At 32.8% G+C, this 19210-nt stretch carries 20 protein-coding genes and 1 pseudogene; 17 read left to right on the top strand and 4 right to left on the bottom strand.

The annotated features are described in order from the left end of the window. Positions 1 to 36 precede the first annotated feature (36 nt). From ACTHPI_RS07360 to ACTHPI_RS07350, 3 genes are all read left to right on the top strand, one after another. The gene (locus ACTHPI_RS07360) at positions 37 to 948 is read left to right on the top strand and encodes a ketose-bisphosphate aldolase (RefSeq protein WP_445353523.1); all 912 of its coding nucleotides are present in this window, start codon (positions 37 to 39) and stop codon (positions 946 to 948) included. A 126-nt stretch (positions 949 to 1074) separates the two neighbouring features. Beyond that, positions 1075 to 1410 carry a toxin-antitoxin system gene (locus tag ACTHPI_RS07355; protein WP_445353522.1) on the top strand — a complete coding sequence of 112 codons (336 nt, stop codon included), beginning with the start codon at positions 1075 to 1077 and terminating at the stop codon, positions 1408 to 1410. Then, a complete protein-coding gene (locus tag ACTHPI_RS07350; RefSeq protein ID WP_445353521.1) occupies positions 1400 to 1693 on the top strand; it encodes a type II toxin-antitoxin system RelE/ParE family toxin in 294 nt (97 codons plus the stop codon). The genes ACTHPI_RS07355 and ACTHPI_RS07350 overlap by 11 nt, the downstream gene beginning before the upstream one ends. Here ACTHPI_RS07350 and ACTHPI_RS07345 read toward each other — a convergent pair. Then, entirely contained in the window at positions 1688 to 2521 is an 834-nt protein-coding gene (locus ACTHPI_RS07345) for an RluA family pseudouridine synthase (protein ID WP_445353520.1), read from the bottom strand. The two genes, ACTHPI_RS07350 and ACTHPI_RS07345, sit on opposite strands and share 6 nt — an antisense overlap. A gap of 94 nt (positions 2522 to 2615) precedes the next feature. Between ACTHPI_RS07345 and ACTHPI_RS07340 the strand changes: the two genes are divergently transcribed. From ACTHPI_RS07340 to ACTHPI_RS07320, 5 genes are read left to right on the top strand one after another with little or no spacing between them, the layout of a single operon-like run. After that, positions 2616 to 4670 (top strand): PBP1A family penicillin-binding protein, encoded by a 2055-nt coding sequence (locus ACTHPI_RS07340; protein ID WP_445353519.1) that lies wholly within the window; start codon positions 2616 to 2618, stop codon positions 4668 to 4670. A 29-nt stretch (positions 4671 to 4699) separates the two neighbouring features. Next, complete coding sequence (locus tag ACTHPI_RS07335) at positions 4700 to 5050, top strand: YlbF family regulator (protein ID WP_445353518.1); 351 nt, start codon at positions 4700 to 4702, stop codon at positions 5048 to 5050. Between the two features lie 6 nt (positions 5051 to 5056). Beyond that, positions 5057 to 6259, top strand: a complete 1203-nt coding sequence (locus ACTHPI_RS07330; RefSeq protein ID WP_445353517.1) for a metallophosphoesterase family protein — start codon at positions 5057 to 5059, stop codon at positions 6257 to 6259. After that, the gene (locus ACTHPI_RS07325; protein WP_445353516.1) at positions 6249 to 8744 is read left to right on the top strand and encodes an AAA family ATPase; all 2496 of its coding nucleotides are present in this window, start codon (positions 6249 to 6251) and stop codon (positions 8742 to 8744) included. The genes ACTHPI_RS07330 and ACTHPI_RS07325 overlap by 11 nt, the downstream gene beginning before the upstream one ends. Further along, positions 8737 to 9714 carry a 3'-5' exoribonuclease YhaM family protein gene (locus tag ACTHPI_RS07320; protein ID WP_445353515.1) on the top strand — a complete coding sequence of 326 codons (978 nt, stop codon included), beginning with the start codon at positions 8737 to 8739 and terminating at the stop codon, positions 9712 to 9714. The genes ACTHPI_RS07325 and ACTHPI_RS07320 overlap by 8 nt, the downstream gene beginning before the upstream one ends. Positions 9715 to 9764: 50 nt before the next feature. Here the strand turns inward: ACTHPI_RS07320 and ACTHPI_RS07315 are convergent, their stop codons facing one another. The 3 genes from ACTHPI_RS07315 to ACTHPI_RS07305 form a co-directional block, all read right to left on the bottom strand. Then, positions 9765 to 10664 carry a peptidylprolyl isomerase PrsA gene (locus ACTHPI_RS07315; protein ID WP_445353514.1) on the bottom strand — a complete coding sequence of 300 codons (900 nt, stop codon included), beginning with the start codon at positions 10662 to 10664 and terminating at the stop codon, positions 9765 to 9767. Positions 10665 to 10774: 110 nt separating this feature from the next. Beyond that, positions 10775 to 11110, bottom strand: coding sequence for a hypothetical protein (locus ACTHPI_RS07310; protein ID WP_445353513.1), 336 nt, complete (start codon positions 11108 to 11110; stop codon positions 10775 to 10777). Between the two features lie 11 nt (positions 11111 to 11121). Next, a complete protein-coding gene (locus tag ACTHPI_RS07305) occupies positions 11122 to 11553 on the bottom strand; it encodes an HIT family protein (protein WP_445353512.1) in 432 nt (143 codons plus the stop codon). An 85-nt stretch (positions 11554 to 11638) separates the two neighbouring features. Here ACTHPI_RS07305 and ACTHPI_RS07300 point away from each other — a divergent pair, with 85 nt between their 5' ends. The 9 genes and pseudogenes from ACTHPI_RS07300 to ACTHPI_RS07260 all read left to right on the top strand — a co-directional run bounded on the left by ACTHPI_RS07300 (position 11639) and on the right by ACTHPI_RS07260 (position 19206). After that, positions 11639 to 12379, top strand: coding sequence for an ABC transporter ATP-binding protein (locus ACTHPI_RS07300; protein WP_445353511.1), 741 nt, complete (start codon positions 11639 to 11641; stop codon positions 12377 to 12379). Beyond that, a complete protein-coding gene (locus ACTHPI_RS07295; protein ID WP_445353510.1) occupies positions 12372 to 13580 on the top strand; it encodes an ABC transporter permease in 1209 nt (402 codons plus the stop codon). Before ACTHPI_RS07300 ends, ACTHPI_RS07295 begins: the two co-directional genes overlap by 8 nt. A 12-nt stretch (positions 13581 to 13592) precedes the next feature. After that, entirely contained in the window at positions 13593 to 14252 is a 660-nt protein-coding gene (trmB, locus tag ACTHPI_RS07290; protein WP_445353509.1) for a tRNA (guanosine(46)-N7)-methyltransferase TrmB, read from the top strand. A gap of 65 nt (positions 14253 to 14317) precedes the next feature. Beyond that, positions 14318 to 14641, top strand: a pseudogene (locus ACTHPI_RS07285) (thioredoxin family protein); the annotation flags it as partial. A gap of 18 nt (positions 14642 to 14659) precedes the next feature. Beyond that, positions 14660 to 15304, top strand: coding sequence for a YtpR family tRNA-binding protein (gene ytpR, locus ACTHPI_RS07280; RefSeq protein ID WP_445353508.1), 645 nt, complete (start codon positions 14660 to 14662; stop codon positions 15302 to 15304). A gap of 116 nt (positions 15305 to 15420) precedes the next feature. Continuing rightward, on the top strand, positions 15421 to 16737 hold the full coding sequence (murC, locus tag ACTHPI_RS07275) for a UDP-N-acetylmuramate--L-alanine ligase (protein WP_445353507.1): 1317 nt from the start codon (positions 15421 to 15423) through the stop codon (positions 16735 to 16737). Positions 16738 to 16801: 64 nt separating this feature from the next. Beyond that, the gene (locus tag ACTHPI_RS07270; protein WP_445353506.1) at positions 16802 to 17317 is read left to right on the top strand and encodes a TetR/AcrR family transcriptional regulator; all 516 of its coding nucleotides are present in this window, start codon (positions 16802 to 16804) and stop codon (positions 17315 to 17317) included. Positions 17318 to 17401: 84 nt separating this feature from the next. Then, complete coding sequence (locus ACTHPI_RS07265; protein WP_445353505.1) at positions 17402 to 18250, top strand: N-acyl homoserine lactonase family protein; 849 nt, start codon at positions 17402 to 17404, stop codon at positions 18248 to 18250. A gap of 71 nt (positions 18251 to 18321) precedes the next feature. Continuing rightward, complete coding sequence (locus ACTHPI_RS07260; protein WP_445353504.1) at positions 18322 to 19206, top strand: alpha/beta hydrolase; 885 nt, start codon at positions 18322 to 18324, stop codon at positions 19204 to 19206. Positions 19207 to 19210 lie beyond the last annotated feature (4 nt).

Here is a 19210-nt window from a genome sequence, read left to right as displayed (position 1 = left end):
AATGAACATGTAAGATTTTTAGGAGGTATTTTTTAAATGGCTTATTTTGATAATGGTAATCAAATCTTTTTAGATGCTCGTAAGAACCACTACGCTGTAGGTGCTTACAACACTAACAACTTGGAATGGACTCGTGCAGAACTTCGTGCTGCAGAAGAAACTAGAACTCCATTGCTTATCCAAGTTTCAACTGGTGCTGCTAAGTACATGGGTGGCTACAAGTTCGTTAAGGACATGGTTGCTGACCAAATCGACGCAATGGGTATCTCAGTTCCAGTTATCTTGAACTTGGACCACGGTGACTACGACTCAGCTATTGAATGTATTAAGCTTGGTTACTCATCAGTTATGTTTGATGGTCACAATCTTCCAGTTGAAGAAAACTTGGCTAAGACTAAGGAAATCATCAAGCTTGCTCACGAACGTGGTATTTCAGTTGAAGCTGAAATCGGTAAGATCGGTGAAAACCAAGGCGGCGGTGAATTAGCTTCTGTTGAAGATGCTAAGGCATTCGTTGAAGCTGGTGTTGACAAGCTTGCTTGTGGTATCGGTAACATTCACGGTGTTTACCCAGCTGACTGGAAGGGTCTTAACTTCACTCGTTTGAAGGAAATTGCTGACGCTGTTCCAAACACTCCACTTGTACTTCACGGTGGTTCAGGTATTCCTGAAGACCAAATCAAGAAGGCTATTCAACTTGGTATTGCTAAGATCAACATCAACACTGAATTCCAATTAGCATTCCAAGAAGCTACTCGTAAGTACATCGAAGAAGGTAAGGACGAAGACAAGAAGAACAAGGGTTACGACCCACGTAAGCTTCTCTTGCCAGGTACTGAAGCAATCACTGATAAGATGAAGGAAATGATTGCTTGGATGGGTACTAGAACTATCGATGACGAACTTAAGGATGTATCATTTGACCGTTCATCATTGAACGAAGAATAATATCTCCTATTAAGATAAAAAAAACGCAAGGATTTTGTCCTTGCGTTTTTTGTTTAGAGGATTTATTTAATCTGTGTTATAATCAAGTTAATCAATTACATGTAATTACTTATATGAGGTGAAAAAATGGCTACAGTAAAAGAAACTAAAGTTAGAAAACAAGGGAATTCTTTAGTTTTATTAGTACCTAAATCTTTTAACATAGATGAAAATACTAAAATGATTCCTGAATTAACTAAAAATGGTATTTTTTATAAGTTTGCTCAAGATGACTTTTGGGATTTTGATGATAAAATTTTAGAGGATTTGGTAAATCAGGGATATGAAGGTAAGAAATTGATTTCAAAATTTAAAGAAATGAAATCAAATATTCCTAGTGCTATTGATAAAATTGCTGCTGAAGCAGATGAAAAAGCACAACCAATGACACAAGAGGAGTTTGAAAAAGAAATTGGTTTATAAAATTGAGTTTGGTAGTAATAAGCCTAAAAAATATATTAAGAAGTTAAAAGATAGAATATTAAAAAAGAAATTTTCTGACTTAATTTTTAAGGATATTGCTATTAATCCATATTCAGGAAAACCCAAAGAAGGCGATTTAGCAACAATTTATACTAAAAAAATTTGGTATCAAAAAACGCAATATCGTATAGGATACAAAATTAAAGATGATAATATTATAGTAATTATATTATTGGTAGGTACTAGAGAAAATTTCTACGAAGAATTAAAAAGATTATTATAATTCTACCTTTATCTTGTCAAAACTATAAGGCTTAATCAATTCCATCTCCACCGCTTTAAGTTGTAAATCACTTTCATCAAACTCAGGATTGTATAATGGATCCCCCACAATAGGTGAGCCTATAGAAGCTAGATGTACACGAATCTGATGAGTACGGCCAGTCTCTAGACTTACTTTGACTTTAGCTGTGGATTTATTTTTCTGGATTAACTGATAGTGAGTAATTGACTTTAAACCATCCTCTCTTACCATTCGCTTGCGCTGGTCTAGTGGGTTATGCCCAATTGGGGCAGTAATTGTGCCAGAAGAATTTAAATTTTCTGGGTGAATAACAGTAGCTTCGTAATTTCTTTTAAAAATCTTGCTTGTTAATTCTCGATTAAGAATCGGAACAACGGCAGGATTTTTTGCTACTAAAAGAAGACCGCTAGTGAGCATGTCAAGACGATGTACGATATAAGGGCTGCTTTTTAAGTAAGTAGCACAGTCATTTAAGGCTGTATCAGTTTCAAATAAATTGGGGTGTGTTTTTTGACCTTTAGGCTTATTAATAATCAATAAATTCTCATCTTCATAGATAATATCTGGCATTTTGCCACTAGCAGGATAAGTTTGTTGCTGACTTTCGATAAAATCTAACTTTAATTGAACTTTATCATTAGGGTATACTAATTGATTAAAATAGCGATACTTGCCATTAACTGTAACTTGCTCTTTTGTTCTTAAAAAGTGGCGCCATTTACGAGGAATAAGGAGTTCCTTTAATAAGTCACTAACTGAAATTTCTGGTTTATCTTTTGGATATAAAAGTGTAAAAGTGTATGTCATAATTTTTGTATTTTTCTTAAATCTCTAAATGAAAAACGTACGTTTTCATCAAATATGGTAAAATCAACTTGTTTACTGTAAAGGAGAATGCAAGATGAACAACCAATCTAAAGAGCGCGGTTTCAAAGAGGCATGGCGCCGTTTTGATAATCGCTTCTATGTTGGCAGATGGATTATTGTGATCCTCTTGCTTTTGACTTTAGTTACGTGTACGTATTACACCATTAAAGTCAAAACTTCAAATATCTCGAATTTGAAGGCGTCGCTTTCAACAACGACTACAATTTATGATTATAAAGGAAAAAAGGCCGGGTCTCTATACTCTCAAAAAGGTTCTTTTGTAAAATACAATCAAATTTCACCAAATATTAGAAAAGCTGTAGTAGCTACAGAAGATAGAACCTTTTGGAAAAATCCTGGTTTTAGTGTTAAGGGAATGGCTCGAGCTGGAATTAATCTTGTGCTTCATCATGGTGAAATTACTGGTGGTGGTTCAACTTTAACTCAGCAACTTGCTAAGAACTCGCTTTTAACTCAGCAACAGACTTTTTCTCGTAAGCTTGAGGAGTTGTTTTTTGCAATAGAAATTAATCATGTCTATAGTAAAAAAGATATTTTAACTATGTATCTTAATAATGCTTACTTTGGTAATGGAGTATGGGGCGTCCAAGATGCAAGTCGAAAATATTTTGGTAAAAATGCTAGTGATGTAACTTTAGGTGAAGCAGCTACCTTGGCAGGAATGTTGCGAAATCCTAGTTTTTATAACCCAATTGATCATATGGCTAATGCAACTGCAAGACGTAATATGGTATTAGGTTTGATGGCTGACACTGGTAAAATCAGCAAACAAGAAGCAACTGCCGCTTCTCAAACAGGATTAACACTTGATGATACTTATCATGGTAAAGATGGCTATAAATATCCTTACTTCTTTGATGCAGTTGTTAATGAAGCAATTAATAAATATGGCTTAAAAGAAGAAGATGTTATGAATAAGGGTCTTAAAATTTATACTAGCTTGAATCAAGATTATCAAGGACAAATGCAGGAAAAATTCAATCAAAGTTGGCTTTTTCCAACTTCAGCTTCTGATGGTACTCAAGTTCAAGGAGCAAGTGTAGCGATGGATCCTTCTACTGGCGCTGTAAGAGCAGTTGTCGGAGGTCGCGGCGAGCATGTGTTTAGAGGTTATAATCGAGCAACCCAGATGAAGCGCCAACCAGGGTCTGCAATCAAGCCACTTGCAGTTTATTCACCAGCTCTTCAAGAAGGTTATCATTATGATTCAGAACTTTCTAATAAGCTGCAAAAGTTTGGTAAGAATGGTTATGAACCTCATAATGTTGATAATGGTTATTCTGATAAGATACCAATGTATCAAGCTTTAGCAGAAAGTAAAAACGTCCCTGCTGTATGGCTTTTAGATAGAATAGGTGTCCAAAAGGGTGTTAAATCAGTAGAAAATTTTGGTATTAATGTTCCAAAAAATGACCAAAATTTAGCTTTAGCACTAGGAGGACTTTCTAGTGGTGTATCTCCACTTCAAATGGCTAGAGCCTATTCCGCATTTGCTAATAAGGGAAGTTTACCAGATAATTCTTATTTTATTACTAAAATTACTGATGCCAGTGGAAATGTATTAGTTGAAAATAATAACCCTAAAACACATAAAATTATTTCAACTAATACTGCTAAAGAAATGACGACAATGATGTTAGGAGTCTTTACTAACGGGACTGCACGAAGCGCTCAGCCAAATGGTTTTAGAGTTGCTGGGAAAACTGGATCTACAGAAGTACCAAATTCTTATGGCTTTGGTACTAAAGATCAATGGATTGTAGGCTATACTCCTGATATTGTATTGGCAACTTGGGTAGGATATGATAGAACCGATCGTCAGCACTTTATGCAGGGAATATCTGAAACAGGGATTACTAGATTATATAAGGCTGAAATGGAAGGAATATTGCCATATACTGCTCAGACTCAGTTTAGTGAGAAAGCACCAAGTCAAATAATTAAAGAAAATGGTGCAAATAATGATTGGACTGGTGGAATTGGAGATAAAATTCAAAAAGGAATCGGTTCTGCCCAAGAGACGCTCAATCAATGGTATAATGATATCAAGGGCCTTTTTGGCAACTAAATTTTATTAGAAAGAAGGATTTTTATCTTATGGTAAATATCTACGATAATGCTAATCAATTAGCAAAGGACTTACAAGAAACCCCAGAATTTAAGGATCTTCAAGCAGCAGTTAAGGCTGTAATGGATGATCAAGAAAGTGCAGATTTGTTCAAGCAAATGGATGCACTTCAAACTAAGATCATTAACGCTCAACAAACTGGTGCACCACTTAGTGAAGATGATCAAAAGGCATACCAAGAATTGAACAAGAAAGTTCAAGACAACAAGAACATTGTAAAGCTTTTGCAAAGTGAACAGGTTGTATATAAGTTATTGGATGATGTTCAAAAGACTTTCACAAATCCAATTAACGATCTTTACGCAGATCTTAGAAAATAAGGTAATATGAAATTTATTCATTTTGCTGATGCGCATTTAGATAGTCCATTTCGTGGGCTATCTTTTTTGCCATCTAAAGCATTTAATAAAATACATGATGCAGCTAATCAATCCTTAAAAACAATAGTTGATTTAGCTTTAACAAAGCAAGTTGATTTGGTTTTAATAGCAGGGGATACTTTTGATAGTAGTCAGGCTACACCAAGCAGCCAATTATTTTTTGCTAAAGAGATTAAACGATTAACTGATGCCAATATTCAAGTTGTGATGATTTTTGGTAATCATGACCATATGGACAAAAAAGATTTACTTGTTGAAGAAAGTCCATACTTTAAATTGCTTGGAAATGGAGAAAAAATAGAAAAAGTTAGCTACAAAACAAAATCTGGCTTTAAATATGATGTTGTTGGGTTTTCGTATTTAAATAATCATATTGAAAAAAATATGATTAGTGAGTTTCCATCAAAGACAAATGATTTTACTTTTGGGATAATGCACGCTCAAGAAAAGAGTACAACACATAAGAACAGTTATGCTCCTTATACAGTTCAAGAAATAAAGGCATTAAATTATAATTATTTTGCTTTAGGTCATATTCACAAAAGACAAATTATTTCTGAAGCTCCTTTGATAGTTTATCCGGGAAATATTCAAGGACGGCACATTAATGAAATGGGAGAAAAGGGTTGTTATTTAGGTGAAGTTAATGAAAAAACTCAAAAAGTTAAAATTGATTTTATAAAAACAGCCCCTATTAAATGGCAAGAAGTAGAAATTGAAATAGACCAAGAAATAGCTAAAAGTAAATTGCAAAGTTTAATTTTAAATTCGCTCCATCCATTGGAAACCACTTATTACTCATTAAGGGTTATTGGTGCACAAAATTTAACTGATGAAGAAAAAGAGCTATTAGAAGATAATAATTTTTGGACATCAATTTCATTACAATTACAAAATGATTCACAATTAGTTGATGTTAAATTTGAAGTAAATGAAAAATTTCAACTTAATTCTGGTGATGAGAAAGCATTTAGGGATGCAGAAGAAGTAGTTTTTGAGGAGGAGTTTTTACAAATTATTTCAGATTGGGCAAAAAAAGACCCTTTCAGTTATCGTTTAGCTAATAGTCCATCGTTTAAAAAGCATGTAAAGCAACTTGCAGAAGTAAAATTAGCTAGTCGATTGAAAGGATTTAGTGATGAGACTTAAAAGAATAGAAATTGTTAATTTTGGTCAATTATCTGATGTAAAGTTTGATTTGCCAAGCTCACAATTGAATGTCTTTTTTGGTGCTAACGAAGCTGGTAAGAGTACAACAGTTGCTTTTATCAAGCAAATAATGTTTGGTTTTTACTTAAGAAATAATTCTTCGCCTTTTTTTGAAGATTATAAGCCTTTGGCTCAGGTATCTCCAATGGGTGGGGCACTTTATTTTGAAGATGAAAAAACTGGTGATAGATACAAGTTAGAGCGTTTGTGGGCTAAAGGGGATAAGACTAAGCGCGGAATCTTAACAGTAAAAAAAGATGGAAAAGAAGTTTCTGAGGATATCTTTTTTGATAAGATTCATAATATTGATAGTGATTTTTATGTTGATAGTTTTATTTTTAATCAAGGAATGCTAGGTAAAATTACTGCTTTAAAACAAGAAGACCTCCTAGAGCGTATTTATTATCTTGGAGCTTCTAAGAGTACCCAACTGATAAAAGAACGAGACAAGTTCGATAAAGAAGCTAGAAGCCTATTTAAAAAGACCGGAAAAAGACCGGAAGTAAATCGCTTATTGCAAGAGCTTCAAAATAAAAGAGAAGATTTACTTCAAAGTCAGACAGAATTTTCTCAATATAAAGAGTTACAAGCTGAACTTAATAAACAAACTAAAAAGTTAACTGAACAGACTGCTATTTTAGAAAAATTGAATCGGCAACAAAGTCACCTTAGTAATTTAAAAAGAGATTTAAATAATTATCAGACTTTACAAAGATTATGCTTACAAAGGAAAAAGATAAACTTTGATAATCAAAATTATCAAAAGTTTCAATCTTTGCTTGCTCAAGAAGATAATTTAAAAAGAATAATAGATAATGAAAAGGCGCAGCTTGAAAAGTTAAAGAGCGATAATTTAGATAATAACTATGATGAATTATTACAAAAAAGAGCTGAACTTTTACAATGGCAAACAGAAGATAAAATATGTCGTCAAAAAGCTGACCAAATTAAAGCGGAAGAAGAACAGCTTTTAGCTTTAACACCTGAGTTGGGACAGGTTTTTGGTAAGAGTCAAGATGAAGTTCAAGAATTAAGAGCTGATTATAATAATTTACCTAAAAAAGAAGATATTCCTGAATTTTCTAAATCAATTATTAATCCAGTTGCTTGTTTGGGAATGTTATTAGCTATTTTTGGTGTAGCAAGTATCACTTTTTTAAAGAGTAGTGCCTTGATTTATATCATTATAGGAATAAGTGTTGGATTATATGGTGTGTATTATCAATTTTTCAAAAATAAAAAGAAAAAATTATTAGTTGAAAAAGCTAAAAAGGCTAACCAAAAAAGAAATAATTTTCGACAAAAATATGGTTTAGATCCTGATCGACTAAATTTAAAAGATTTATTAGTGCAACTGGCTCAATATAGGCTAAAAATTAAAGCAGAAAAAGAAAATACCAAACACCTTAACGAAATTCATGCTAAGTTAGTAGCTTTATCCAATGAATTAAATAAAGCTTTGAAAACGACCATAAATCCTGATTTTAATAGTGTAATAATTGCTTTAAATGAGCTTGAAGCTAAAAATAAATTATTTGTTCAAAATCAGAATAAGCAGCAAGAAATACAAACAAATTTGAATAATAATCTTAATCATCTTAAAGAAGTAAACTTACAAATAAAACTTTTATTGACTCAAGCAGAAGTAAAAAATATTTCTGAGTATAATAATTTGTATCAGGAGTCATTAAAACAAACAAAGCTTCAAACACAAATTGAAACTTTGCAATCTAATTTGACGGATAATTTAGATGAATTAGAAGAGCTTGCTCAGTCAGCAAATAATTTAATAGATCAATTAAAAGAAATTTCTGATAAAATTACTCAGAAGGAAAAAGAAATCTCTTCTTTACATCAAAATATTGCAGAAATTAAAATCCAATTGAAAAACTTGGCAGATTCTAAGGCTATTTTTGAGAAAAAACAAAGTTTAGCTGACATAGAAGCTCAATTCGCAAATATTAGTAAAGAATACTTGGCTGCTTTATTTGCTTCGAAGTGGATTAGTCATGCGCTTGATATTGCTTCTAATAAAAGATTTCCTAAAATGCTAAAAAGTGCTAAAGAATATTTTAGACTTTTAACTGGTGAGAAATACACTGATATTATTTTAGATAAAAAACTATCAGTTATGAGAAGTGATGGTAAGAAGCGGGAAGTTAAATTTTTGTCGCGAGGAACAAGTGAACAATTATATTTTGCCTTGAAATTAGCTTTTGTTGAACAGATTAAGGATCAGATAATTTTACCGATTTTAATTGATGATTCATTTGTAAATTTTGATGATTATAGAATAAAATATATTGTTAAGTTATTAAAAAAAGTAGCAGAAAATAATCAAATTTTGATTTTTACTGCTCAAGAAAATTTGGTTGAAAAGTTAGGAATCAGGCCATTGACCTTTGAAAGGAACGAAAATGCTTAAAAGATTGCTTGATTATAATGATGGCGAGGAAATGGACCTCGTAGTAATGATTAAAAATTCGCAATTAAGACATACTAAAAAAGATAAGCTATATTTGGCTTTGTCACTTGGAGATGAATCAGGAGAAATTAGAGCTAACTACTGGGATGCTAGCCAAAGAGATAGCGATATTTTTTCAACGGGAACCATAGTTGAAGTAAATGGTAAAAGAGAAGAGTATCAAGGACGTCCTCAAATAAAAATCTATTCTTTAAGAACTGTTAGTGAACAAGAAGGATATGATTTAGAGGCCTTTATTAAATCTGCGCCTGAAAAAGCTAGTGATATGCAGGAAGAAATTGGCAAGTACGTTTTTGAAATAATGAATCCAACCTGGAATAGAATTGTCAGATATTTACTTAAAAAGTGGGGAGACCGTTTTTATGAATATCCTGCAGGCAAAAGTAATCATCATGCTGTGAGGGCGGGACTTGCTTATCACACTGTATCAATGCTTAGGGATGCTAAAGCACTAGCTGACAATTATCCTCAAGTTAATCGCTCCTTGCTTTATGCTGGGTGTATTTTGCATGATATGGGAAAAGTTTTAGAATTAACAGGTCCTGTTGCAACGCAATATACAACTGAAGGCAATTTGGTAGGGCATTTAGTTTTGATTGATGAGCAAATTATGATGGCCGCCAAAGATTTAAAATTGGATTTAGAGTCAGAAGATTTACTTTTACTTAGACATATGGTTTTGTCTCATCATGGAAAGTTTGAATATGGTTCACCTAAATTGCCTGCTTTATTAGAGGCGGAATTATTACATCGAATTGATGATTTAGATGCTTCAATTTATGCAATTACTAATGCTCTGCAGCATACAAAACCGGGACAATTTACGGAAAACATTATGAGTCAAGATGGTAGAAGATTTTATAGACCAAAAGATGACCCTGCCTTATCAAATAGTAAAAAACTTGAATAAAACAAAAAAAGCAGCTACATGGCTGCTTTTTTGTGTAGTAATAAAAAATCTTACTTCTTCAAGTCACTGCTTGAAATGTATGAAGATAATACGTTCTTTAAGTCGTTATCCTTAATTGAAACATCAGCACGCTTCAATACAGTAGCGATAACGCTTCTCATAGTTTCTTGATCTTGAGCCATTGATGCGTAAATTTCATTATCAATAGCCTTCTTATGAGAGCTAAAACTTCCCTTAGCTGGGTGACTAATCATCTTGATTACGTGGTAACCAGATTGTGACTTAACTGGAGTTTCAGTAACTTCACCAGTCTTAAGCTTGAATGAAGCAGTCTTAAAGCTACTGTCTAAAGTAGTATCAGTTGAATCAAATGCTGGTAATTTTCCGGCATCATTCTTAGTTGCAGTATCAAGTGAGTACTTCTTAGCTAAGCTCTTGAAGCTAGCACCATCTTTTAATTGTTTGATAATATCTTCTGCAGTTGATTTTTTAGCTACTAAAATGTGTTGAACAGTAACTTTTGGTTGATATGACTTCCAAGCTTCTTCTTCTTGTTTCTTAGTAACTTTCTTAATGCTCTTAAGAGCTGCTTCTGAAAGAAGGTTAGTCTTTAAGTTTTGTTTAAATGAACTTGCAGTCATTCCGTTTTGTTGAAGAACAGCGCTGAATTGAGAGCCGTATTGCTTCTTGTAGTTGTTGTATTGCTTATCAACTTCTTTTTGAGAAACTTTACTACCATATTGTTCTTCTAAAGCACGATTGATAATCATGTTTGCAAGTGCGCTTTGACCTGCTTGAGATTTCTTCATATCATCGTAGTATTGTTCTTGAGTAATCTTACCACCTTTGTAAGATACAACAGTCTTATTGCCACTTGAACAAGCGGAAAGTGATAATGCAACACCTGCAACTGCTAAAGCTGCAGCTGCTTTTTTCATATATTTCTTCATAAAAAATTCTCCACATCCTTAATAAAATTAAGTAACCGACAATTAATATACCACAAAATAAGCTTACTTGTTTTTAAAGCTTAAATTTTCACAGAAAAATCAAACTTTCTTTAATTTTTCTTAGTAGTATTATCTAAATCAGTTTCAATTTTTTGAGCTGATTTTTCAATATTTGTTACATCAGGGGCAATTCTTTCACTATAATGACTAACATCATCACTGATATCACTAACAGCGCGCTCTGCTTGAGGTAAACTTTGCGTTAATTCGTAGCTTGCCTTTTTAGCATTTTGAATACCTTCAGCTAAGCTTTCTGCATCATACATAAAACTATCAAAGTCGCGCTTGATTGAAGCGCCTAAGCGATTGCCATTTTGATCTTTAAAAAGTGATAAAACAAAGCCTGCAGCAGCTCCTGCTGCTAAACCTAATCCAAACTTACTCAAAATATGTCTCCTTAAAATTGTTCCTTAATTTTGTTAGCAACTTCGGTATACTTTGCTTCATTATAATCATCTGCATTGTTGCGAGTCATAAGGTGTAAGCCATCGCCTTCAAATCTAGGAATGAAGTGAATATGTGAATGCATGACAACTTGCCCAGCTACTTCACCATTGTTAGTAGTAATATTCATACCAGTTACATTTGGAAAAGCATTTTTGATAGCATTTGCAATTTCTGGAATATATTGTAAATACTTTTTAGCATCTTCATTAGTGTAGTCAAATAAGTTCACGATATGCTTTTTAGGAATCATCAAAACGTGACCTGGATTTACTTGTGAAATATCAAGAAAAGCCTTGACATCATCATTTTCAAAAACAGTGTAACTTGGAACGTCACCCTTAATAATTTTACAGAATAAACAATCGTCTACTAAATTTTCCATAAATAAACCTTCTTTAAAATTTTAGTTGTTAATACTTCCATGTTATCATAATGAGGCAAACATAACTAAAGAAAGATAGGAAAAAATGAGTTTAAAAATTGAAAATTTAACAGGTGGCTATACAGGAGTGCCTGTGATTAAGAATATAAATTTAGAAATAAAGCCGGGGCAGGCACTAGGGCTCATTGGACTAAATGGTGCTGGAAAGTCAACAACGATTAAGCACATTTTAGGATTGTTACGCCCTCAAAAAGGAAAGATTATTTTAAATGATGTTGTTTTGACGCAGCAGCCAACAAAGTTTAAACGTGAAGTTGCCTATATTCCAGAAACTCCTGTCCTTTATCCAGAGTTAACTTTAAAAGAGCATTTAGAATTAACAATGCTTAGTTATAATTTGGATGAAAAAAAGGCTTGGAAAAGAGCTCATGAGCTTTTAAAGATGTTTAGACTTGATGATAAGCTAGAATGGTTACCAATTCACTTTTCTAAAGGAATGCGTCAAAAAGTCATGATTGTTTCAGCGTTTTTAGCTAATACTAGTCTTTTAGTAATTGATGAACCTTTTACTGGTCTTGATCCACTAGCTGTAGCAAATTTGATTGATTTGATTAAAAAGGCAATTGTGGAAGGCAAGATGGTTTTAATGACTACACACGTTTTAGCAGATGCTCAACAGGCTATTTCAAATTATGCAGTTCTTAATAATGGAACCATTGAAATTATTGGATCTTTAAAAGAAATTCGTCAGCACTATGGTCTAAAACCAGATGATCCGTTTGACAAGTTATATCAGGTATTGAATCAGGTGGACCATCATGAATAATATTGCAAAGAAGCGTTTGAATGAAAATTTTAAGCAGTCAGTTAAATATTTAACCTTGGTTTTCAATGATTTCTTTATTTTGGCACTAATTTTTTTGTTTGGTGCCTTAATGTTTTGGTATGCGCAATCAATGAAAACAATGCCAAGTAATCTTTGGTTTTATAAACCATTGGTTGGAATTTTACTTTGGCTGCCACTTTTAACTGGACATTTAGTTACACTTATTCGTGAAGCTGATATGCAATTTTTATTTACACAAGATAAAAATATGGGGCAATATTTGAAACCGATGTTTCGTTATAGTTTGATATTGCCAGTAATTTTAGAATTGTTATTAGCAGGAATACTTTTTCCATTTGCAAATCTTAAGGCTCAAATGGGAGTAGTAAATTATATTTTATTGGTAATAGTTGCTCTTATTTTAAAGTATGATGAATTATGTGCTGAAGAAAATAATTTATATTTTGGTCAAAAAATAAACTTTAATATATTGAGCTTATTAGCTTTAATAATTATGATTGCAAGTAGTTATTGGGAAGTTATTGGATTATGTCTTGGCGTAATAGGAATGTTTTTTGAGCCTAATTTTCAACCAGCATTTGGAAATAAAATTAATAAAAAGAATTTATTTGACTGGCGCTATGCAATTGATACTGAACGACTTAGAAAAGATCGAGTATATTCAATTTTTTCAATGTTTACTGATGTTCAAGAAAAGCAAGTTACAATTAAACGTAGAAAATATTTAGACTTCTTACTTCCTAAGAATTTAGCTAAAGAAAATCCAAATAAATTCTTATATAGAAGATCTCTTCTTAGAAATCCAGAATATTTAAACTTGCTTGTACGAATGACAGTTTTTGCGGTTTTGGTTTCTTGGCTTGTGCAAGATTGGAAGTGGGCATTAGGTTTATCTGCTTTGGTTGTCTTTTTGACAGTTTATCAATTACTTCCAATGGCAACAGAATTTGATTCAAATATTATGTATCGCGTTTATCCAATTAGTCGAGATAATCGAGGTCGTGATTTAGTACAAGTTTTAAGTTTAGCTTTGCTCTTGCAATGGCTGGTGATTAGTGTATTCTGGTTAGTTGTACTAAATATTAACTTGAATGTTTTTGAGGCAATTGCGGCATTATTTGTCTTTGTTTGGATTTTAAATGTTGGCTATTTGCCTTACAAAGTCAAGAATAAGAAGTAAAGGAATAGAAAAATGAGACTAAGAAATAAACCATGGGCTGTTAAGCTTGTAAATGATCATCCAGAAAGTGTTTTACAAAATCCAGACCCACAAGAAAAAATTGACTGGAAAAATCGTTTCAAAAATCCAGATGCTCCTCTTCAAATCGAAGTTGGTTCTGGTAAGGGAGCTTTTATTACAACTTTAGCTAAGCAAAACCCTGATAAGAATTTTGTAGCTTTAGAACTGCAAACTACAGCAGCAGGAATTATCTTAAGAACTAAGCTTGAAGAAAATTTAGATAATTTACAAATTTTGCGTGGCGATGCAGCTGATATTGATCTTTTCTTTGAAGAAAATAGTGCTGAAATTATCTACTTAAACTTTAGTGATCCGTGGCCTAAGACTCGTCATGAAAAACGCCGTTTAACTTATAAAAGTTTTTTGGCAAAATATAAAAAGGTATTAATGCCTGAAGGTCATATTGAATTTAAGACAGATAATTCTGGGCTTTTTGCTTATTCTGTTCAAAGTCTTAATAATTACGGGATGCACTTTGATTTTGTATCAGTTGACTTGCATCATGAAAAACCAGAAATCGTTGAAAAGAATGTAGAAACCGAATATGAGCATAAGTTTGCTGCAAAGGGTAATCCGATTTATGCTCTTCATGCAAATTTTAAAACAAAATAGTTGGCAAAGTTACCATTCTTGATTATAATACTTGTAAAAAGTAAGCTAACAGAAACGAGGTAACTCAAATGGAGGAAATTAAAGAATTAACCGAAGATAAGCTTAAGGAAATTACAAAAGATGGCAGAGTTGTGCTTGAATTTTCAGCAGCTTGGTGCCCAGACTGCCGCTTTTTAGATCCATTTATGCCACAGATTGAAAAAGACTTTCCAAATGCAAAGTTTTATAAAATTGACCGTGATGGATCAATTGATTTAGCTAAAAAATTAAATATTATGGGAATTCCTTCGTTTGTTGTCTACCAAGATGGTCAAGAAATTGGTAGACTAGTTAATAAGGACCGTAAGACAAAAGATGAAGTTGAAAACTTCTTGCGGTCACTTGACTAAAAGAGGAGATTTTAATAAATGATCACTAGTATTAATAAAGAAGCATATCCAAATACTTTGATCGTTATCTTAGGTGAAGACAACGGCAGAAGTGAATTTGAAGAAAAAAGCGATGTAACCCGCGTTACTGACAAAGATGGTAATTTGATTGGTTACAACTTCTTTAACGTAAATGAAGTATTGGACTATGATAAGTTGCCAAATGGTGAAGTTCGTTTAAATGATGATGAACTTAAAGCTCTTAATAAGAAGCTTGAAGAAGTTGGCTTTGAAGGTAACCTTGAATATGGTAAGCCAACTTTAGTTTATGGTTATGTTAAGACTTGTGAACCACATCCAGATAGTGACCACTTGCACGTAACTACTGTTGATGTAGGTGGAGAAGAACATCAAATTGTCTGTGGTGCGCCAAACATTGCTCAAGGACAAAAGGTAGTTGTTGCCCTTCCTGGTACTTTGATGCCAAATGGTCAACAAATTTGGCCAGGTAGTTTGCGCGGTGTTGATTCATACGGCATGATTTGTTCTGCAAGAGAACTTGGCTTATCACATGCACCACAAAAGCGTGGAATCATGGTTGTTCCAGATAACTTTGAAGTTGGAGCAGAATTTGAACCAACTAAGTGCGATGAATTAATTGCTAGTGGTGAAATCACTTTGTAATTTATATTGAAAAAGAGGCCCAGTACGCCTCTTTTTTATTTTGTTTAAAATTTTTACTAAAAAAATGGTAAAATTAAAAGCGAATAAATTGCAATTAAATGTTTGGAGACAATAATATGTTAGATAAGACAAAAGAAATTTGGTTTATTGGTATTAAAGGTACTGGTATGGCAGCCTTAGCACTTGTTTTACATGATTTAGGCTATAAAGTTGCTGGTAGTGATATTGAAAAATATACTTTTACCCAAGTTCCTTTAGAAAAGGCAGGGATTGAAGTAAAAAACTTTGATCCTAAAAATATTAAATCTGAAGGTCAAATTATCGTTAAGGGAAATGCTTTTAAAGAAGATAATCCAGAAGTTAAGTCTTGCCTTGACCAAGGTGTAGAATGGCAAAGCTATCCTGATACAGTTGAAGAAATTGTACAAATGCATACTTCAATTGGTGTATCTGGTACTCATGGTAAGACTTCAACTACTAGTCTTTTAGCGCATGTTTTAGGTGAAGTTGAACCAACTTCTTATCTTATTGGTGATGGTCGAGGAAAAGGTGTTAAAGATTCACGTTTCTTTGTTTATGAAGCAGATGAATATCGTAGACACTTTTTGGCATATCATCCAGATTACCAAATCATGACTAACATCGACTTTGACCACCCTGACTACTTCAAAGATCAAGCTGATTATACTTCAGCTTTTCAAACTGCTGCAGATCAAACTAAAAAGGCACTTTTTGTTTGGGGTGATGATAAGCGTCTTCAAAGCCTTAAAACAGAAATTCCTAAGTATACTTATGGTTTTAATGATAGTGATGATTTCCAAGCTGTTAATATTGAAAAGACAACCAAAGGCTCTAAGTTTAATGTAGTAGCTCATGGTGAAGATTTAGGACGTTTTGAAATTCCACTTTTTGGCGACCACAGTATTTTAAATGCTACAGCTGTAATTGCGGTTGCTTATACTGAAAAAGTACCAATGGAAGATATTCGTGAAGGAATGCTAACTTTTAAGGGTGCTAAGCGTCGCTTTAGTGAAAAAGACTTTGGCGATATTAGTGTAATTGATGATTATGCTCATCACCCAACAGAAATGCGTGCAACTATTCAAGCTGCTCGTCAAAAGTTCCCAGATAAGGAATTAGTGGTAGTCTTTCAACCACATACTTATTCCAGAACTAAAAAGTATCAAAAAGACTTCGAAGAAATTTTGCGTGGCGTAGATAAAGCATACGTAACTCCAATTTATGCTTCAGCTCGTGAAAATAGTGGTGATATTACTAGCGAAGACTTAACTAAGAATATTCCAGGTTCAGAAGTAATTGACTTAGATAATATTGCAGATCTCACTAAGCATAAAAACACTGTTGTAGTATTTATGGGTGCAGGCGATATTCCTAAGTATGAAGATGCTTATGAAGAGTTGTTAACTAAATAAAATGATATAGAAAACAGCATTGCTAATTTGAGGCAATGCTGTTTATTTTAAGGTGTGAAAAATAATGAAATCAAAAATTGCATTAAAAAAGGCACTTATTAAGTTATTAACGAAGCATAGTTTAATGCAAATTTCAGTTAAAAAACTTTGTCAAGAAGCTGGAATTGGTAGAAGTACTTTTTATAGTCATTATAGTAATATTGATGAATTGTTAAAAGAAATTGAAGATGATTTAGTTAAGGAATTGAGCTCACGAGATAGTGAATTGGCTGATAGAAAAAAAGTAAAACCAACAGATTTTTCTTATTTTTTGGATGTTGTTGAATTTATTAGAGAGCATAAAACTGAAATTTTAGTTTTAACTAAATTTCGTCCTGATGCAAGATTTATTGAAAAATGGAAAAATGCAATTAAAGAGAATCTTCGTAAGCGAGGATTGCCTAAGGATGATCTGGTTTATGAAATGGTAGCTTCAGAGGCAATTGCAGCTTTTGATTACTATTTAATTAATCCAGATAAATATAGTGAATTACAAATTCAAGGAATCGTAGTTCGTGCTTTAAAAATTTTTGAAAATTAGACACTTTATGTTTTTGTGTTCTGGTATATGAATATTGGACTATTTAAAATATACTTACAAAATTTAAGAAAGTAGGTATAAAAAATGTTTCAATATAAAGTTCACGTCTTACATACAGGAAAAGTTAGAATTGCACCAGAATTAGCTTTTGGAGGTGATCACTGTTCACTATGGAAAGCAGCTGGTATTTTGGATAGTGCTAAAAAAGAAATTTGGCTACCTGTTTCTGTTTTTTTAGTTGAAACTCCTAAAGGTTTAATACTTTTAGATACAGGTTGGGATCGTTCTATGAGCCCAAATGGTATCTACGATAAAAAAGCTCAAATCAATTCTCTAGGTTCTTATATTCTATATCGAGTTAATAAAGGTGTGGTCGCTAAAGGTATGACAGCTAGTGAACAACTTGCCCAAATGGGAATAAAACCGAGTGATATCGACTATGTAATTATTTCACATCTTGATTGTGATCATGCAAATGGTTTGCAGCAATTTAAAGATGCTAAACATATTATGGTATCTAAATCAGAATATGAATATGCTAAAAAGCATTCAACTTTCCGTTTCAAGAAAAAATGGTGGGATGGTCTTGATTTAGATTTATATGATTGGAATGATGATCTTGGTCCATTTAATCGTTCATATGATTTATTTGGTGATAAAACTGTAGAATTAATTAATATTCCAGGTCATACTGATGGTTTAATTGCAACTAAAATTACTGATCCTGCTACAGGAAAGTTTTTCCTTTATTATGGAGATGGAGGATATGGAGAAAAATCTTGGAAAGAGATGATTACTTCTGGAATTTCTACAGATAAAAAAGCGCAAAAGAAATCTTTAGAGTGGATTAGAAAAGAAAGTTTAGATAAAAATTGTGTTGAATCACTTGCTTGTCATGGAAAAGAAGTTCAGCCACATATAATTAAATTCTAGAGCTAAGTATTTCACTTCTTAAAGCTTTTCGCTTATAATTTTCCCTGAATAAAAGTAGAGAAGGGATTATTATGAACAAAAAAGCAGGCATAATTAGTGCATTAGCGATTATTATTGTAGGGCTTGCAGCTTGTTTAGGCTTGGTTTTAAACAAAACTTCTAAAAATTCTATGATTTCACAAGCAAAAGTTAGTCAAAAAAATAAGACTATCAAAAAGATAAAAATAGGTTTACCAACGATTTTTATTCATGGATATGGATCTAGTTATCATGCAGAAGAGCATATGGTAAATGCGGCAGTTGCAGCTGGAGTAACTAATTTTAAAAACGTAATTAGAGCTGATGTTGCCTCTAGTGGACAAGTTAAGTTGATTGGAGATTTTTCTAAAGATGTAGAAAATCCAATCGTTGAAGTAAATCTAGAACAAGGTTATGGAGATGCGCAAGATGTAAGAAATGTGCTGGAAGCTTTGCAAAATAAGTATAATTTTAAAGAGGTTAATCTTGTAGGACATTCATATGGTAATTTGATGGTTGCAAATTATATTAATGATAATTATCAAATTAAAACATTGCCCACAATTAACAAAGTGGTTTCGATTGCAGGACATTATAATGGCTGGCTTGGTGAAGAAGCTGCTTCTACTAGCTCAATTAAGAATAAAAAAACTGGAGAACCGGAAAAGTTTTCTTCAAGTTTTAAACAATTGTTGAGGCTAAGGCAGCATTATCCAAAGCAAATTCGAGTGCTTAATATGTATGGTGATTTAGAAGATGGCTCAAAGTCTGATGGTTCAGTTGCCGTAAGTTCTGCTCAAAGTTACAAATATTTAATTAATGGTCGAGCTAAAAGCTATCAAGAAATTGAATTTACTGGTAAGTCTGCTCAACATAGTCGTTTGCATCGAAATAGTCAAGTTGATAAGGCTTTGATTGAGTTTTTGTGGAATAAATAAATTA

The organism is Lactobacillus sp. PSON (assembly GCF_052615405.1).
The sequence above is the reverse complement of the archived record's forward strand: the minus strand, read 5'-3'. Positions and strand labels throughout refer to the sequence as shown.

Bases quoted from the DNA above. Each gene is read 5' to 3' on its own strand.
- ACTHPI_RS07360 (WP_445353523.1), top strand. From the start codon at position 37: ATGGCTTATTTTGATAATGGTAATCAAATCTTTTTAGATGCTCGTAAG.
- ACTHPI_RS07355 (WP_445353522.1), top strand. From the start codon at position 1,075: ATGGCTACAGTAAAAGAAACTAAAGTTAGAAAACAAGGGAATTCTTTA.
- ACTHPI_RS07345 (WP_445353520.1), bottom strand. From the start codon at position 2,521: ATGACATACACTTTTACACTTTTATATCCAAAAGATAAACCAGAAATT.
- ACTHPI_RS07340 (WP_445353519.1), top strand. From the start codon at position 2,616: ATGAACAACCAATCTAAAGAGCGCGGTTTCAAAGAGGCATGGCGCCGT.
- ACTHPI_RS07335 (WP_445353518.1), top strand. From the start codon at position 4,700: ATGGTAAATATCTACGATAATGCTAATCAATTAGCAAAGGACTTACAA.
- ACTHPI_RS07330 (WP_445353517.1), top strand. From the start codon at position 5,057: ATGAAATTTATTCATTTTGCTGATGCGCATTTAGATAGTCCATTTCGT.
- ACTHPI_RS07325 (WP_445353516.1), top strand. From the start codon at position 6,249: ATGAGACTTAAAAGAATAGAAATTGTTAATTTTGGTCAATTATCTGAT.
- ACTHPI_RS07320 (WP_445353515.1), top strand. From the start codon at position 8,737: ATGCTTAAAAGATTGCTTGATTATAATGATGGCGAGGAAATGGACCTC.
- ACTHPI_RS07315 (WP_445353514.1), bottom strand. From the start codon at position 10,664: ATGAAGAAATATATGAAAAAAGCAGCTGCAGCTTTAGCAGTTGCAGGT.
- ACTHPI_RS07305 (WP_445353512.1), bottom strand. From the start codon at position 11,553: ATGGAAAATTTAGTAGACGATTGTTTATTCTGTAAAATTATTAAGGGT.
- ACTHPI_RS07300 (WP_445353511.1), top strand. From the start codon at position 11,639: ATGAGTTTAAAAATTGAAAATTTAACAGGTGGCTATACAGGAGTGCCT.
- ACTHPI_RS07295 (WP_445353510.1), top strand. From the start codon at position 12,372: ATGAATAATATTGCAAAGAAGCGTTTGAATGAAAATTTTAAGCAGTCA.
- trmB (WP_445353509.1), top strand. From the start codon at position 13,593: ATGAGACTAAGAAATAAACCATGGGCTGTTAAGCTTGTAAATGATCAT.
- ytpR (WP_445353508.1), top strand. From the start codon at position 14,660: ATGATCACTAGTATTAATAAAGAAGCATATCCAAATACTTTGATCGTT.
- murC (WP_445353507.1), top strand. From the start codon at position 15,421: ATGTTAGATAAGACAAAAGAAATTTGGTTTATTGGTATTAAAGGTACT.
- ACTHPI_RS07270 (WP_445353506.1), top strand. From the start codon at position 16,802: ATGAAATCAAAAATTGCATTAAAAAAGGCACTTATTAAGTTATTAACG.
- ACTHPI_RS07265 (WP_445353505.1), top strand. From the start codon at position 17,402: ATGTTTCAATATAAAGTTCACGTCTTACATACAGGAAAAGTTAGAATT.
- ACTHPI_RS07260 (WP_445353504.1), top strand. From the start codon at position 18,322: ATGAACAAAAAAGCAGGCATAATTAGTGCATTAGCGATTATTATTGTA.